The organism is Streptomyces xanthochromogenes (assembly GCF_014650455.1).
GTDB classification, from domain to species: domain Bacteria; phylum Actinomycetota; class Actinomycetes; order Streptomycetales; family Streptomycetaceae; genus Streptomyces; species Streptomyces xanthochromogenes.
In genome coordinates, this window is sequence record NZ_BMUZ01000001.1 from 55,810 (window position 1) to 69,384 (window position 13,575).

Annotated in this window: 16 protein-coding genes; 8 read left to right on the forward strand and 8 right to left on the reverse strand. The window is 70.7% G+C overall.

The window, feature by feature from the left end; genetic code table 11:
• Positions 1–86: 86 nt before the first annotated feature.
• A complete protein-coding gene (locus IE267_RS00235; protein WP_167156997.1) occupies positions 87–584 on the reverse strand; it encodes a hypothetical protein in 498 nt (165 codons plus the stop codon).
• 161 nt (positions 585–745) lie between these two features.
• On the opposite strand from IE267_RS00235, the gene IE267_RS00240 reads away from it, so the two are divergent.
• The gene (locus IE267_RS00240; protein ID WP_003961784.1) at positions 746–928 is read left to right on the forward strand and encodes a DUF6104 family protein; all 183 of its coding nucleotides are present in this window, start codon (positions 746–748) and stop codon (positions 926–928) included.
• Between the two features lie 108 nt (positions 929–1,036).
• Here IE267_RS00240 and IE267_RS00245 read toward each other — a convergent pair whose 3' ends face one another.
• A complete protein-coding gene (locus tag IE267_RS00245; protein ID WP_189761825.1) occupies positions 1,037–1,855 on the reverse strand; it encodes a hypothetical protein in 819 nt (272 codons plus the stop codon).
• Positions 1,856–2,130: 275 nt separating this feature from the next.
• Here IE267_RS00245 and IE267_RS00250 point away from each other — a divergent pair, with 275 nt between their 5' ends.
• The gene (locus tag IE267_RS00250) at positions 2,131–3,033 is read left to right on the forward strand and encodes a DUF4097 family beta strand repeat-containing protein (RefSeq protein WP_189761826.1); all 903 of its coding nucleotides are present in this window, start codon (positions 2,131–2,133) and stop codon (positions 3,031–3,033) included.
• A 1-nt stretch (position 3,034) separates the two neighbouring features.
• Entirely contained in the window at positions 3,035–4,120 is a 1,086-nt protein-coding gene (locus IE267_RS00255) for a PadR family transcriptional regulator (RefSeq protein WP_189761827.1), read from the forward strand.
• A 322-nt stretch (positions 4,121–4,442) separates the two neighbouring features.
• On the opposite strand, the gene IE267_RS00260 is transcribed toward IE267_RS00255, so the two are convergent.
• From IE267_RS00260 to IE267_RS00275, 4 genes are all read right to left on the reverse strand, one after another.
• A complete protein-coding gene (locus IE267_RS00260) occupies positions 4,443–5,009 on the reverse strand; it encodes a Clp protease N-terminal domain-containing protein (RefSeq protein ID WP_189761828.1) in 567 nt (188 codons plus the stop codon).
• Entirely contained in the window at positions 5,009–5,218 is a 210-nt protein-coding gene (locus IE267_RS00265) for a helix-turn-helix domain-containing protein (RefSeq protein ID WP_100579604.1), read from the reverse strand. Before IE267_RS00265 ends, IE267_RS00260 begins: the two co-directional genes overlap by 1 nt.
• 196 nt (positions 5,219–5,414) lie before the next feature.
• A complete protein-coding gene (locus tag IE267_RS00270; protein ID WP_161253344.1) occupies positions 5,415–6,380 on the reverse strand; it encodes a zinc-binding dehydrogenase in 966 nt (321 codons plus the stop codon).
• 144 nt (positions 6,381–6,524) lie between these two features.
• On the reverse strand, positions 6,525–7,733 hold the full coding sequence (locus IE267_RS00275; protein WP_161253341.1) for an NAD(P)-dependent malic enzyme: 1,209 nt from the start codon (positions 7,731–7,733) through the stop codon (positions 6,525–6,527).
• A 617-nt stretch (positions 7,734–8,350) separates the two neighbouring features.
• Here IE267_RS00275 and IE267_RS00280 point away from each other — a divergent pair.
• Genes IE267_RS00280 through IE267_RS00290 form a run of 3 tightly spaced genes read left to right on the forward strand, consistent with a single transcriptional unit; the run spans position 8,351 to position 11,045 of the window.
• Complete coding sequence (locus IE267_RS00280; RefSeq protein WP_189761829.1) at positions 8,351–9,313, forward strand: ABC transporter substrate-binding protein; 963 nt, start codon at positions 8,351–8,353, stop codon at positions 9,311–9,313.
• Between the two features lie 27 nt (positions 9,314–9,340).
• A complete protein-coding gene (locus tag IE267_RS00285) occupies positions 9,341–10,273 on the forward strand; it encodes an amino acid ABC transporter permease (protein ID WP_167157006.1) in 933 nt (310 codons plus the stop codon).
• 4 nt (positions 10,274–10,277) lie between these two features.
• A complete protein-coding gene (locus IE267_RS00290) occupies positions 10,278–11,045 on the forward strand; it encodes an amino acid ABC transporter ATP-binding protein (protein ID WP_167157008.1) in 768 nt (255 codons plus the stop codon).
• Positions 11,046–11,103: 58 nt separating this feature from the next.
• Here the strand turns inward: IE267_RS00290 and IE267_RS00295 are convergent, their stop codons facing one another.
• Positions 11,104–11,793, reverse strand: coding sequence for a class I SAM-dependent methyltransferase (locus IE267_RS00295; RefSeq protein ID WP_167159528.1), 690 nt, complete (start codon positions 11,791–11,793; stop codon positions 11,104–11,106).
• 185 nt (positions 11,794–11,978) lie between these two features.
• On the opposite strand from IE267_RS00295, the gene IE267_RS00300 reads away from it, so the two are divergent.
• Positions 11,979–12,593 carry a CGNR zinc finger domain-containing protein gene (locus IE267_RS00300; RefSeq protein WP_161257826.1) on the forward strand — a complete coding sequence of 205 codons (615 nt, stop codon included), beginning with the start codon at positions 11,979–11,981 and terminating at the stop codon, positions 12,591–12,593.
• Here the strand turns inward: IE267_RS00300 and sodX are convergent.
• Positions 12,512–12,937: a nickel-type superoxide dismutase maturation protease gene (sodX, locus tag IE267_RS00305; protein WP_167157012.1), complete on the reverse strand. Its 426-nt coding sequence runs from the start codon at positions 12,935–12,937 to the stop codon at positions 12,512–12,514. The genes IE267_RS00300 and sodX overlap by 82 nt on opposite strands.
• 175 nt (positions 12,938–13,112) lie before the next feature.
• On the opposite strand from sodX, the gene sodN reads away from it, so the two are divergent.
• Positions 13,113–13,508 carry a superoxide dismutase, Ni gene (gene sodN / locus IE267_RS00310; RefSeq protein WP_053730656.1) on the forward strand — a complete coding sequence of 132 codons (396 nt, stop codon included), beginning with the start codon at positions 13,113–13,115 and terminating at the stop codon, positions 13,506–13,508.
• Positions 13,509–13,575: the final 67 nt, after the last annotated feature.

The window sequence follows — 13,575 nt, forward strand, 5'->3', positions numbered from 1 at the left end:
GTCCCGGGATGGCCCCGCGGAAACGCTCGGGCACGGTGACCTCGCGGTACCCCGGACCCGCCGGGCGAATCGGGATACCGGGCCGCTCACATGGTCGGCACGGCGAGGCCGGTAGCCAACTCGGGGTGCTGACGCCGGAGTTCGTCGACGAGCCGCCGGAGCGGCGACGCGGCGCTCACATTGGCGGCGGCGGCGCGGACCGGCAGCATGACGGTCTCCCCGGACCGCAGGGTCAGCCGCACGCCCCGCATTTCCATCTGCTTGGCAGCCCCGAAGGTCCGTATGGTCGTACGGTCCCTGACCACGGTGGCCTCGGCCACGTCCGACAGGGCCACGGTGCCGGACGGCGGCAAACCGTTCTTCACGCCGGACCGCGGCGTCCGCCACGAGATGGCGTCGGCGTCGATTCGCACCCACACCTGGGAGGGCAACGCGAGGAACCGTACGACCAGAGCCAGCGCGGCCACTCCGATCACGGCCTGGAGGACGGCGGACGAAAGGCTGACGGCGATGGCGAACAGCACACCACCCGCGAAAACGGACGCGCTCACCGCTTGGCGCGTCGTGAATACCTGAACCTTCACCGAATCTCCCCCCAGAACACAAATCGATCGGAAGCTATCAGCGACGCTCCGATGATCGACCCATGGGGATCCCAAGCGGACGCAAAGGGCGTTCAACGGGGGCGGCGGGCGCCGGATACGCTGAAGGGCGAACATCCGGTACGGCGTCCCAGGAGCAAGTTGTGTACTTCACCGACCGCGGCATCGAGGAGCTGGAGAAGCGGCGCGGCGAGGAGGAGGTCACCTTCGAGTGGCTCGCCGAGCAGCTGCGCACCTTCGTCGATCTGAACCCGGACTTCGAGGTCCCGGTGGAGCGGCTCGCCACCTGGCTGGCCCGGCTCGACGACGAGGACGAGGACGAGTAGTCCGGGCGTCCCGTCCAGCCGTCCCCGGCGGAACGGCCCCACGCGTCCTGCGTATCGGGATGCCGGTCGCGATACCGGCCGCGCTACCGGTCTGGCGCCCGGCCCGGATCAGGCGCCCGGCCGGGCCCGCATCCGGTCGTACGCGAGGCCGAGGGCGCCGTGGGCGAGCAGGACCGCGCCCGCCGTCGTCCAGCCGCCGCTTCGGCGGACGAGGCCCCAGGCCGTGAGCGGGAGACCCGCGGCCAGCTGGACCGCGCCGACCAGGCGGGCCTTGGGGCCCCGCACCCAGGGGCCGAGCGGCCCCTCCTCGACCGCGTCGAGTTCGGCGCGTATGGCATCGCGCCAGCCGGACCATTCGATCGCCTCGGCACCGTGCGCCGCGGCCACCGAACGCAGCCGGTCCGTCGGTTCCCCGGGGCCGAGTCCGGCCGGCAGCACGACGCCCGTGCGGGCCAGGATCGCGATCAGGCCGAGGAGGCGGGCCCGGGCGTCGGCGGCGGAATCGGGGCGGGTCAGGCCGTCGAGCGCCTCCATGTCGTGTACGGGATCGAGCCCCAGCCGGGCCGCGAACGTACGCATCGCCTCGCCCTCGCCGAGCGGTGTGCCGTCGGACAGCCAGACGTATCCGACCGTCCGGCGGAAGCCCGAGGCCAGGGTGTAGCCGGCCCGGGTGTCGTCCCACCACAGCGCGATCACCGGCCGGCCCGCCGCGACGGTGAGCGCGCCCGCCCAGCCCGCCAGCACCTCGTCGACCGGGCCCGCGCCGGTCAGCCAGGGTTTGGCCGCGGGGACGAGCACGCTCCAGCCGTCCCCCGCCGGCGCCAGCAGCATGCGCTCGCGCAGCAGATGGGCGACCGGTCGGACCACCGGAGGCTCGGCACGGCAGAGGAGCAGGGCACCGGGGGCGGCGGCATCGGCGACGGGCATGATCTCTACGCTAGGTCACCTTTGGGGCGTTTTCTCCTTGTACGGCCGCGTATGGGTGCACGGCAGCAAGGGTGCGGTTCGGGTGCATGACGGCGGGTGGGCCCGAACCGGCCGGACCGACCCGGACCGTCTTGACTTTCGACAACCGCGATATATCGTGTCTAGCGAGAGACGCGATATGTTGCGTCTACCGTTTCACCGCAGCCGCAGCCGCAGCCGCAGCCGCAGCCATCGTTCCTCGCCCTGTTCAGTCACAGCGCTCAGGAGGTCAGCACATGTCCGAGTCCACGTGGGCCGTCCCAGATTCGCGGAAGCTCACCTTCGACGCGTCCGCCGCCGGGCCGGTGACGAAGGTCCAGGTCCGCATCGTCAACGGAACTGTGAACGTCGTCGGCACCGAGGAAAGTTCCGCCCGGCTGGAGGTCTCGGCGGTCGAGGGACCGCCGCTGATCGTGACGCGGGAGGGCTCCACGCTCACCGTCGGCTATGACGACCTGCCCTGGCGCGGCATCCTCAAGTGGCTGGAGCGCAAGAGCTGGAGCCGCAGCGCCGTGGTCTCGCTCGCGGTGCCCGCCGGTGCCGATGTCGAGGTCGGGACGGTCGGCGCGGGGGCCGTGGTGTCCGGGGTCCGCGGACGTACCGAGGTACGCGGGGTCAGCGGCGACGCCACCCTGGTCAAGCTCGCCGGACCGGTCCGGGCCGAGAGCGTGTCCGGCAACCTGGAGGCCCAGGCGGTCACCGGCGAACTGCACTTCAAGTCGGTCTCCGGCGACCTGACGGTCATCGAGGGAGCCGGGGGCCACGTACAGGCGGAGTCGGTGAGCGGCGACATGCTGCTCGATCTCGACCCCCGCGCGAAGTCCACCGACATCCGGCTGACCACCGTCTCGGGCGAGGTGGCCATCCGACTGCCGCACCCGGCCGACGCGCACGTCGAGGCCAACACCACGAGCGGGGCGGTCTCCAGCGCGTTCGAGGACCTGCGGATCAGCGGGCAGTGGGGCACGAAGAAGATCACCGGCACATTGGGGGCGGGCACGGGCACGCTGAGGGCGACGACGGTCTCCGGCTCGATCGCGCTCCTGCGCAGGCCGGCGGAGGAGGAGCCGCACTTCGCGGAAGCACCCTCGCCCGATGACCAGTCCGGCCCGGCCGATCCGAACGAGAAGGTGCTCTGACATGCCCCCCGTCTTCGCCCACGGACGTCTGCGTCTCTACCTGCTGAAGCTGCTGGACGAGGCTCCGCGTCACGGGTACGAGGTGATCCGCCTGCTCGAAGAGCGCTTCCAGGGGCTGTACGCGCCCAGCGCCGGCACGGTCTACCCCCGGCTCGCCAAGCTGGAGGCAGAGGGTCTGGTCACGCACACCACCGAGGGCGGCCGCAAGGTCTACTCGATCACCGACGCGGGCCGCGCGGAGTTGGCGGGCCGGGGCGGTGAACTCGCCGATCTGGAGCTGGAGATCCGCGAGTCCGTCTCCGAACTCGCCGCCGAGATCCGCGACGACGTACGTGGTGCGGCGGGCAGCCTGCGCGACGACATGCGCCGGGCGGCCCGTGACGCCCGTACGGGGCAGACCGGGGCGGGCGCCGGGGCTGGGGCGGGCGCCGGTGCGGGCGCGGGTGCCGGTGCGGGCGCGGGTGCCGGTGCCGGTGCGGGCCGTGGTGCCCGGAGGGGGTTCCCCGAGGCTTCCGACTTCTTCGACGGCTCGTGGGGCGACGCGGAGGGGTGGCAGCAGGCCAAGGAGGAGTTCAAGCGCGCGAAGCAGGAGTGGAAGGAGCAGGCGCGCCGGGCCAAGGACGAGTCCCGGCGGGCCCGCGACGAGGCCAAGGAGGCTCGGCGCCAGGCCAAGGAGGCGCAGGACAAGGCGTACGAGGAGATGCAGCGCGTCGCCCAGAACGTCCAGCGCCAGGTGCAGGAGCACTTCGCTCGGGGCGACTGGCCCAAGGGGGTACGGGACGGGCTCGCCGAGATCACGAAGGAGTTCGGGCGGTTCGGGTTCGGCCAGGCGGCGCCGTCGGAGGCGGACGAGCAGGTGGATCTCGGCGAGCCGCGGCCGGAGGCCGGGCCGGAGGCCTGGCCGGAGTGGGCGCGGGAGGAGCCGTCCGGTGACCCGGTGCGGGATCTCGACCGGTTGCTCGATCGGTTCCGGGACGAGATCCGGGATGCGGCCCGGGACCACGGGGTGACGGAGGCCCAACTGCTTGAGGCCCGGCGCCACTTGGCCGCTGCGGCGGGCCACATCGGCGCGGCGCTCCGCCCCTGACCGGGCCGGGGGGGTGCCCACCCTCCCGCCCGTGACCCGGGGTTGGTGGTTCCGGCTCCCCCTGGGGCTCCGCCCCAGACCCCGATCGCGCCTTGAGGGCGCTCGTCCTCAAACGCCGGACGGGCTGAAATACCCCGATGCGGGCCAGCACCGAGGCCTTTAGGGGCGCGGGGAACTGCGCGAACGGCTCCCCGCGGCCCGCAGGTGGAATCGGGTTTCAGGGGCGCGAGGAACTGCGCAACCAGCCCCCCACAGCCCCAGCCGAACGCGGGGCCAGGGGCGCGGGGAACTGCGCGAACAGGCCCGCGCCCAGGGGGCAGGGTCAGGCGGCCGGGGGCGAGAGCAGTCGGGCCAGGCTCGCGTACGTCCCGCCGCACTCCGCCAGGGCCTCCCCCGCCAGCCCCGGCAGCACCGCGAGCGCGAGCAGCAGATGCTCATCCCCGATGTGCTTCTGCCTGCGGGCGACCGCCAGTCCGAGCGCCTTCTCCAGTACCTTCTTCGCGCCCTTCGTGAAGGAGGGCCGGCCCGAGGGCCACGCCTTGCCCCGGGTCTCGCCGGACAGCGTCTCGCCGGACAGCGCGCCGGGGCCGTGGACCTCCTCCACCCTCGCCACGATCTCCTGGACGGAGATCCCGAGGCCGGCCAGCGCGTCCTCCTCCGCCCTGGACATGCCGCCCCGGCGCCGCCCGGCGGCCAGCGCCTCCGCGAGTTCGGCGCGGCGGTCGGTCACGCCGAGGGAGGCGAGCGCGAAGGACGCCCTCGTGCCCTCGCGGTCGAGGAGGGCGAGCAGCAGGTGTTCCTCGGTCACCACCGGGGACCCGGCACGCGATGCGTGCTCGACGGCGCCCGCCACCACCCCGCGCGCGTCCACCGTGAATCGCTCGAACATCAAGTCCTCCCGTGCTTCTTGTGGACGGCCTGGCGGCTGACCCCCAGCTCGGCGGCGATCTCCTGCCATGACCAGCCCTGGTTGCGGGCGCTTCGTACCTGTACGGATTCGAGCTGTTCCAGAAGCCGTCGCAGCGCGGCGACGGCTCGCAGTCCGACCCTCGGGTCGCGGTCGCCGGCTCGTGCGGCGAGATCGGTTGCCTCGGTCACGCCTGTCAATCTACGTTGACAAGAAGGAGAGTGTCAACCCTGGTTGACATGAGTACCGGTGTGAGTACCGGTGTGAGTACCTACGTGAATAGCGGCGTGGACACCTACATCAGCGCCCACGCGAAAGGCCGCGACCCCGCACGGTGCTCCGCGCGGGGTCGCGGCCCCCAGGACCGGCGGACACCCCGGACCACCCTCACCCCACCGTGAGGACCACCTTCCCGAACAGGTCCCCCGACGCCACCTTCTCGAAGCCCTCCCGCGCCCGGTCCAGCGGCAGCACCTCGTCGATGACGGGGCGTACGCCCGTCGCCGCGCAGAAGGCCAGCAGGTCCTCCAGCTCGTCCTTCGTGCCCATCGTGGAGCCGACGACCTTGAGTTCGAGGAAGAAGATGCGGGTCAGTTCGGCGTGCGCGGGGCGGTCGCCGCTGGTGGCGCCGGAGATGACCAAAGTGCCGCCGGGGCGCAGGGACTTGACCGAGTGGGACCAGGTCGCGGCGCCCACGGTCTCGATCACCGCGTCCACCCGCTGCGGCAGCCGCGCCCCGGGCTCGTACGCCTCGACCGCGCCCAGTTCCACCGCCCGCCTGCGCTTGTGCTCGTCGCGGCTGGTCGCGAAGACCCTCAGGCCCGCCGCCTTGCCGAGCACGATCGCGGCGGTGGCCACGCCGCCGCCCGCGCCCTGCACCAGGACCGAATCCCCGGGCCGCACACCGGCGTTGGTGAACAGCATCCGGTACGCCGTCAGCCAGGCGGTCGGCAGGCAGGCGGCCTCCGCGAAGCTCAGCCCCTTCGGCTTGGGCAGCACGTTCCAGGTGGGCACGGCGACCTGTTCGGCGAAGGTGCCCTGGTACTTCTCGGTGAGGATCGAGCGGCCCTCGGTGGGGCCAACGCCGTGGCCGCTCTGGCCGATCACCGAGTGCAGCACGACCTCGTTGCCGTCCTGGTCCACCCCGGCCGCATCGCAGCCGAGGATCATCGGCAGTTTGTCCTCGGAGAGCCCGACCCCGCGCAGCGACCAGACGTCATGGTGGTTGAGGGAGGCGGCCCGTACGTCGACGAGGGTCCAGCCGGGGCGTACCTCGGGGGCCGGCCGCTCCCCCAACTCAAGGCCGCTGAGCGGCTGGTCACGGTCGATGCGGGCGGCGTATGCGGCGAACATGGCCCTGACCCTAGAGCGCGCGGCCCGGCCGCCGGAACCTCCCACGGCTGTGACGCCCCGCACGCCGTCGGGGACCGGGAAAACAGCAGTGCCGGGCTCCCCCGAAGGGAACCCGGCACGGCAGGTGGAGAAGGACCCGGCCGGTCAGCGGCGGGCCACGCCCTCGGCGCGGGCGGCGGCCGCGACCGCCGCGGTGACGGCGGGGGCGACCCGCTCGTCGAACGGGGACGGGATGACGTAGTCGGCGGCGAGCTGGTCGCCCACGACGTCGGCCAGCGCGTTCGCCGCGGCGATCTTCATGCCCTCGGTGATCCGGGAGGCCCGGACCTGGAGGGCGCCCGCGAAGATGCCGGGGAAGGCGAGCACGTTGTTGATCTGGTTCGGGTAGTCCGAGCGGCCGGTGGCCACGACAGCGGCGTACTTGTGCGCGATGTCGGGGTGCACCTCGGGGTTCGGGTTGGCCATCGCGAAGACGAAGGCACCCGGCGCCATGGAGGCGACCGCGGGCTCGGGGACCGTACCGCCGGAGACGCCGATGAAGACGTCCGCGCCCGCGAGCGCGGTCTCCAGGGAACCGGACAGGCCCGCCTTGTTGGTGAGCTCGGCGAGCTCGCGCTTGACGTCCGTCAGGTCCGTACGGTCGCTGCTGACGATGCCCTTGCGGTCCGCGACCGCCACGTCGCCGAGGCCCGCTTCGAGCAGGAACTTGGCGATGGCGACACCGGCCGCGCCGGCGCCGGAGATGACCGCGCGCAGGTCGCCGAGCGTGCGTCCGGTGAGCTTCGCGGCATTGCGCAGGGCGGCCAGCGTGACCACGGCCGTGCCGTGCTGGTCGTCGTGGAAGACCGGGATGTCCAGGGCCTCCTGGAGCCGGCGCTCGATCTCGAAGCAGCGGGGGGCGGAGATGTCCTCCAGGTTCACCCCGCCGAAGGACGGGGCGAGCCGGACCACGGTCTCGATGATCTCGTCCGTGTCCGTGGTCGCGAGCGCGATCGGAACCGCGTCGACGCCGCCGAACTGCTTGAAGAGGATGGCCTTCCCCTCCATAACCGGGAGGGACGCCTCCGGGCCGATGTCACCGAGCCCGAGCACCGCGGTACCGTCCGTCACGACGGCGACCACCTGCGACTTCCAGGTGTAGTCGTGGACCAGCTCCGGGTTCTCCGCGATCGCGCTGCACACCTTGGCGACGCCGGGCGTGTACGCGAGGGACAGGTCGTCCCGGTCCCGGATCGGCACGGTGGCCTGCACGGCCATCTTGCCGCCGCGGTGGAGCGCGAAGGCCGGGTCGAAGGGCTCGTCCGAACCCTCCGTGCTGCTGTCGCTGCGAGGATTGACGATCTCCGCTGCCATTGTGTTTTACCCCTTAAGTCTTCATCAGTTGAGGGTGGCCACTCCTTGTTGAGGAGGGGTGGGCGGACCCGCGTACGTTCCCCGCTGAGGGCGGTTGGCCCGCCCCGCGGGGTGGAGGTACGTACGCGCGGGCGCGCCGCACACGCGCCCTGAGCCCCGGATGAGGGGTGTAAGGATCCTTCTTACCGGACAGAAGCGTCCGCCGACGAGTCCATTTTGGCTCAGCGGGGACGCACGGTCGCAAGCGGCCTCCGTACCGTGACACGACTCTTGGTGGGATGTCACGACAAGTCGGCTACGCGGCGCGAAACATGTCCACAACGCGAGATGAACCGAAGGATTTCCGGTCTCCGCGAACGCTTTCCGCACATGGTCCGGCCCGGTGCGCCTTGGTGTACCGGCCTTGTGGGCTTCGGGGGGTGACCCGTTATCCGATTTTGACATGGCTGCGACCCTGATTTCAGGGGTCCGAATGGCAAGATGCGACTTCACACACGGTTCACACCGCGGTCGTGACACTCGAGGACGCGTGCCCGACCACCGCCCAGGACCTGTGCGTTCGTCGCCGTACGCACTCCACGGCCACTCCACTCACCACCTGCCGGAGGAACCCGATCATGACCGCAAGCACCACTCGCCGTACGACCGCCCCGAAGTCCCGGATTGCCGCGGTCGGAGCGATCGCGGTTGCGGGCGCCCTGCTGGTGACCGGCTGCGGTGACCAGACGAAGAAGGGCTCGGCCCCCGAGTCGTCCGGCGGGGCCTCGAAGTCCGCCCCGCTCTTCTCCAAGCTGCCCGCGAACATCCAGAAGGCCGGCGTCGTCAAGGTCGGTACGGACGCCACGTACGCGCCCATGGAGTTCAAGCAGGGCGAGACCATCGTCGGCGTCGACCCCGACATCGCCGCGGCCCTCGGCAAGCAGCTCGGCGTGAAGTTCGAGTTCACCAGCGGCACCTTCGAGACCCTGCTCGGCGCGCTGCCGACCGGCCGCTACGACGCGGTCATGTCCTCGGTGAGCGACACCAAGAAGCGCCAGCAGGGCCTTGACGACAGCGGCAAGAAGACCGGTACGGGCGTCGACTTCGTCGACTACTACACGGCCAGCACCGGCATCCTGGTCAAGAAGGGCAACCCGGAGGGCATCAAGTCCACCGACGACCTGTGCGGCAAGACGATCGCCGTGCAGCGCGGCACCACCTACGAGCAGGCCGCCAAGGACCTCGTCGCCAAGTGCGCGAAGGACGGCAAGGGCAAGCTCACCGTCGAGGCCTTCTCCAGCGACGCCGAGGCGCAGACCCGCGTCAAGGCCGGCGGCGCCGTGGCCGACCTGAACGACTCCCCCGTCGCCGCGTACATCGCGAAGACCGCGGGCGGCGGCGCCGACTTCGAGTCGGTGGCCAACCCCTCGGACGCGGGCCCGTTCGGCATCGCGGTGGACAAGAAGAACACCCAGCTGCGCGACGCCCTCTCCGAGGCCCTCGACGCGATCATCAAGGACGGCTCGTACAAGACGGCCATCGACAAGTGGGGCGGCGCGCAGGGCGCCGTCACCAAGGCAGCCATCAACGGCGGCTCCTGACCCGCGCACCACTGAAGGGCAGTCGCTGTGACTGACAAGCTCGACAAGACTCCGGGGCCGGCGGACGCCGCCCCGGAGCAGGTCCCGCCGGACATCATCCGCGCCATCCCGGTGCGCCACTACGGCCGCTGGGTCAGCGCCGTAGTGGTCGTCGCCGTGCTCGGCGCACTGGTCTACGCTTTCGCCCAGGGCAACGTCCGCTGGGCGACCGTCACGGACAAGCTGTTCGACGGCAGCATCCTGACCGGCCTCTGGCACACCATTCTGATCAGCGTGGTCTCCATGGCCGTGGGTCTGATCCTCGGCGTGCTGTTCGCCGTGATGCGACTCTCGAAGAACCCGGTGACCAGTTCGGTCGCCTGGCTGTACATCTGGTTCTTCCGCGGCACCCCGGTCTACGTACAGCTGTTGATCTGGTTCAACCTGGCGCTGATCTTCCCGATCCTCAACCTCGGGTTCTACAAGGACTACATGACCGCGGTCATGACTCCGTTCCTCGCCGCCCTGCTCGGCCTCGGCCTCAACGAGGGTGCGTACATGGCGGAGATCGTCCGGGCCGGCATCCAGTCGGTGGACGAGGGCCAGACCGAGGCCTCGCACGCGCTCGGCATGACCCAGATGCAGACCATGCGCCGCGTGGTGCTCCCCCAGTCGATGCGGGTGATCATCCCGCCGACGGGCAACGAGTTCATCAACATGCTGAAGACCTCGTCCCTGGTCGTCGCCGTCCAGTACCAGGATCTGCTGCGCAGCGCCCAGGACGTCGCGGCGACCTCGTTCGCGGTGATGGAGATGCTCTTCGTCGCGTCGATCTGGTACCTGGCCCTGACCAGTGTGTTCAGCGTCGGCCAGTACTACCTGGAGCGTCGTTTCGCCCGCGGTTCGCTGCGCTCCCTGCCGCCCACACCGCTGCAGCGCATCAAGTCGAACCTGCTCTCCCTCTCCCACTGGCGGCGGTGACCCCATGACTGCACAACCGATGGTCAAGGCCGAGGGCGTCCACAAGTCGTTCGGCCCCGCCCACATCCTCAAGGGCATCGACCTGGAGGTGGCCGAGGGCGAGGTGTTCTGCCTGATCGGCCCCTCCGGCTCCGGCAAGTCGACGTTCCTGCGGTGCATCAACCACCTGGAGCAGATCAACGCCGGGCGCCTCTACGTGGACGGCGAGCTGGTCGGCTACCGCCAGAAGGGCGACAAGCTCTACGAGCTGAAGGACAGCGAAGTCGCCCTGAAGCGCCGGGACATCGGCATGGTCTTCCAGCGCTTCAATCTGTTCCCGCACATGACGGCCGTGGAGAACGTCATGGAGGCGCCGGTCCAGGTCAAGCGCGAGTCGAAGGCGGTGGCCCGCGAGCGGGCCCTGAAGCTGCTCGACCGGGTGGGCCTCGCCGACAAGGCGGGCAACTACCCGTCGCAGCTCTCCGGCGGCCAGCAGCAGCGCGTGGCGATCGCCCGCGCGCTGGCGATGGACCCGAAGCTGATGCTCTTCGACGAGCCGACGTCGGCGCTCGACCCCGAGCTGGTGGGCGATGTCCTGGACGTCATGCGCGGTCTCGCCGAGGACGGCATGACGATGATCGTGGTCACCCACGAGATGGGCTTCGCGCGCGAAGTCGGCGATTCGCTGGTCTTCATGGACGACGGCGTGGTCGTCGAAGCGGGCCATCCGCGCGATGTCCTGACGAACCCTCAGCACGACCGGACGAAGTCGTTCCTGTCGAAGGTGCTGTAAGGACCGCATGAACAAGGGGGGTTACGGGCCGGCGCCCGTAACCCCCCTTTCCCGTCGGCTACTTCAGGGCGAGCAGCAGGGTGTCCGAAGGCGATGCCCAGACCGGGCGGGCCTCGGCGAAACCGGCCGCGCGCAGGGTCTCGGCGTGCCAGCCCGCGGCGGGCATGTCGCCGTCGGCGTGCTCGCCGTAGATCTCGTACCGCTTGGCGGTCGGCCCGGCGAGGGCCGGGTCCGCGGCCGCGAGCGCCCACCACTGCGCCCAGTCGAGGGCGCCGCCGGCCTTGGCACGGTCCATCCCGGCATGCCGGTGGGCGCGTTCGGCGGCGTTGATGCGCGGGGTCGCGGGGTCGATCATGTGGTCGGCGTTCATGAACACGCCCCCGTCCCGGACGAGCCCGGCGACCTGCCCGTAGAGCGCGGCGAGCGGCTCCGCGTGCAGCCAGTGCAGGGCGGTCGCCGTGAGGACGGCGTCGTAGGAGTCGTACGGGAGCGACTGGACCCAGTGCGGGTCCTTGAGGTCGGCGGCGACGAAGGTGACCCGCTCGTCCCCCGCGAAGGTGCCCTCGGCGATGGCGAGGAGCGCGGGGTCGAGATCCACCCCGGTACTGACCGCGTCCGGGAACCTCCGGAGGAGCCGGTCCGTAATACTCCCCGTACCGCACGCGAGGTCGAGCACGCGCGGCGCGGGACCGACGCAGGCCTCGACCATGTCGAGCATGACCCGGAAGCGCTCCTCGCGGTCCGGCATGTACCACTCCTGCTGCCGGTCCCAGCTGTCCTGCCAGCCCCGCCAGTCGGTGCCCGTTCCGGCCCCAGTGACAGTCTCCGACACCGCGATCCCTCCTACACAGCCAGTCTGTAATACCCTCAAAGGGTATCCAGCCGTTACTTGTGGACAGCTCAGACCATAGACCGCCGCCGTAAGGACTACAAGTGGAACTGGCCTATTACTCGGACTACGCCGTGCGCCTGGTCAACACCGAGGAGCCGGCCCGCAACAAGGACGCCCTGACCTCGGTCGAGGCGGTCCGGGACTTGTTCGGCGGGAACCAGTCCGCGGCCCGCCGGGCGACGGACGCGGACGTGACGCGCTTCCGTTCGGTACGGGCCCGGCTGCGGGCGGTCTTCGAGGCGGCGGACCGGGGCGAGGAGGTCCAGGCGGTGGACCTGCTGAACTCGCTGCTGCTCGAATTCCCGGTCAGCCCCCAGGTGTCGGGCCACGAGCACCGCGACGACGACGGCCGCCCGCTGTGGCACATGCACCTCGCCGACCACCCCTCGAACGCGACGGCGGGCTACGCCGCGATCGCCTCCATGGGGCTCGCCTTCCACCTCACGGAATACGGGGTCGACCGGCTCGGCCTGTGCCAGGCGGCGCCCTGCCGCAACGCCTACCTGGACACCTCGACCAACCGCTCGCGCCGCTACTGCTCGGACCGGTGCGCGACCCGGGCCAACGTGGCCGCCTACCGGGCCCGCAAGCGTCTGGAGACCGAGCGGTCCGACAGCACGGGCCTCACCGAGGAGACCGCCCAGGACGCCAGGTAGCCGACCGTGCGCCGGCGCCCCGCCGCCATCGGCCGGTAGCGTCCGCGCACGCGTCCGAGCACGAGGTCGACCGGCACCGCACCGAAGGCCCGGCTGTCCACGACCTCGTCGTCGGTGTTGTCGCCGAGCACCCACCACCCGCTCTCGCGCAGCTCCATGAGCCGCTTGACGATGAGCAGATCCTGCTGCAGCGGGTGCCGCAGCACGGCCACGTCGCCGATCCGCAGCTCCGCGCCGTAGTGCACGAGCAGCTGATCCCCGTGCAGCAGCGTGGGAACCATCGAGGTCCCGAGGACCTCCGCGATCCCCAACGGCACCCTCGGCTCCCGCCCCTCATCCGTCATACCTCACCCACCTCCCGGCCACCGGCACCCCGCCGCCGATCCCACGGTACGTTCCGCCACGAGTCCCGGGGTGCCCCTGGACTTTTGACCTAAGCCCATGGGGGCACCCGCGAAATCGCGTCTCTCACCGAGTAATGTCCCACCTGAGAAGACGATCACGAGGAAGGACAGCTCAATGCTTTCCCGCCTGTTTGCCCCCAAGGTGAAGGTCAGCGCGCACTGCGACCTGCCCTGCGGTGTGTACGACCCGGCCCAGGCCCGCATCGAGGCGGAGTCGGTCAAGGCCGTGCAGGAGAAGTTCCAGGCCAACGAGGACGCGCACTTCCGTGCCCGTGCCGTGGTCATCAAGGAGCAGCGCGCGGAGCTCGCCAAGCACCACGTGTCGGTGCTGTGGAGCGACTACTTCAAGCCGCCGCACTTCGAGAAGTACCCGGAGCTCCACCAGCTGGTGAACGACACCCTGAAGGCCCTCTCGGCCGCCAAGGCGTCGACCGACCCGGCGACCGGACAGAAGGCGCTCGACCTCATCGCCGAGATCGACCGCATCTTCTGGGAGACCAAGAAGGCCTGATCCAGGCCGAGTTCGCAGGCCGGGCGCCTTCGGGCGGCCGAGCACCGGCGAATCGAGAAGGGCCCGA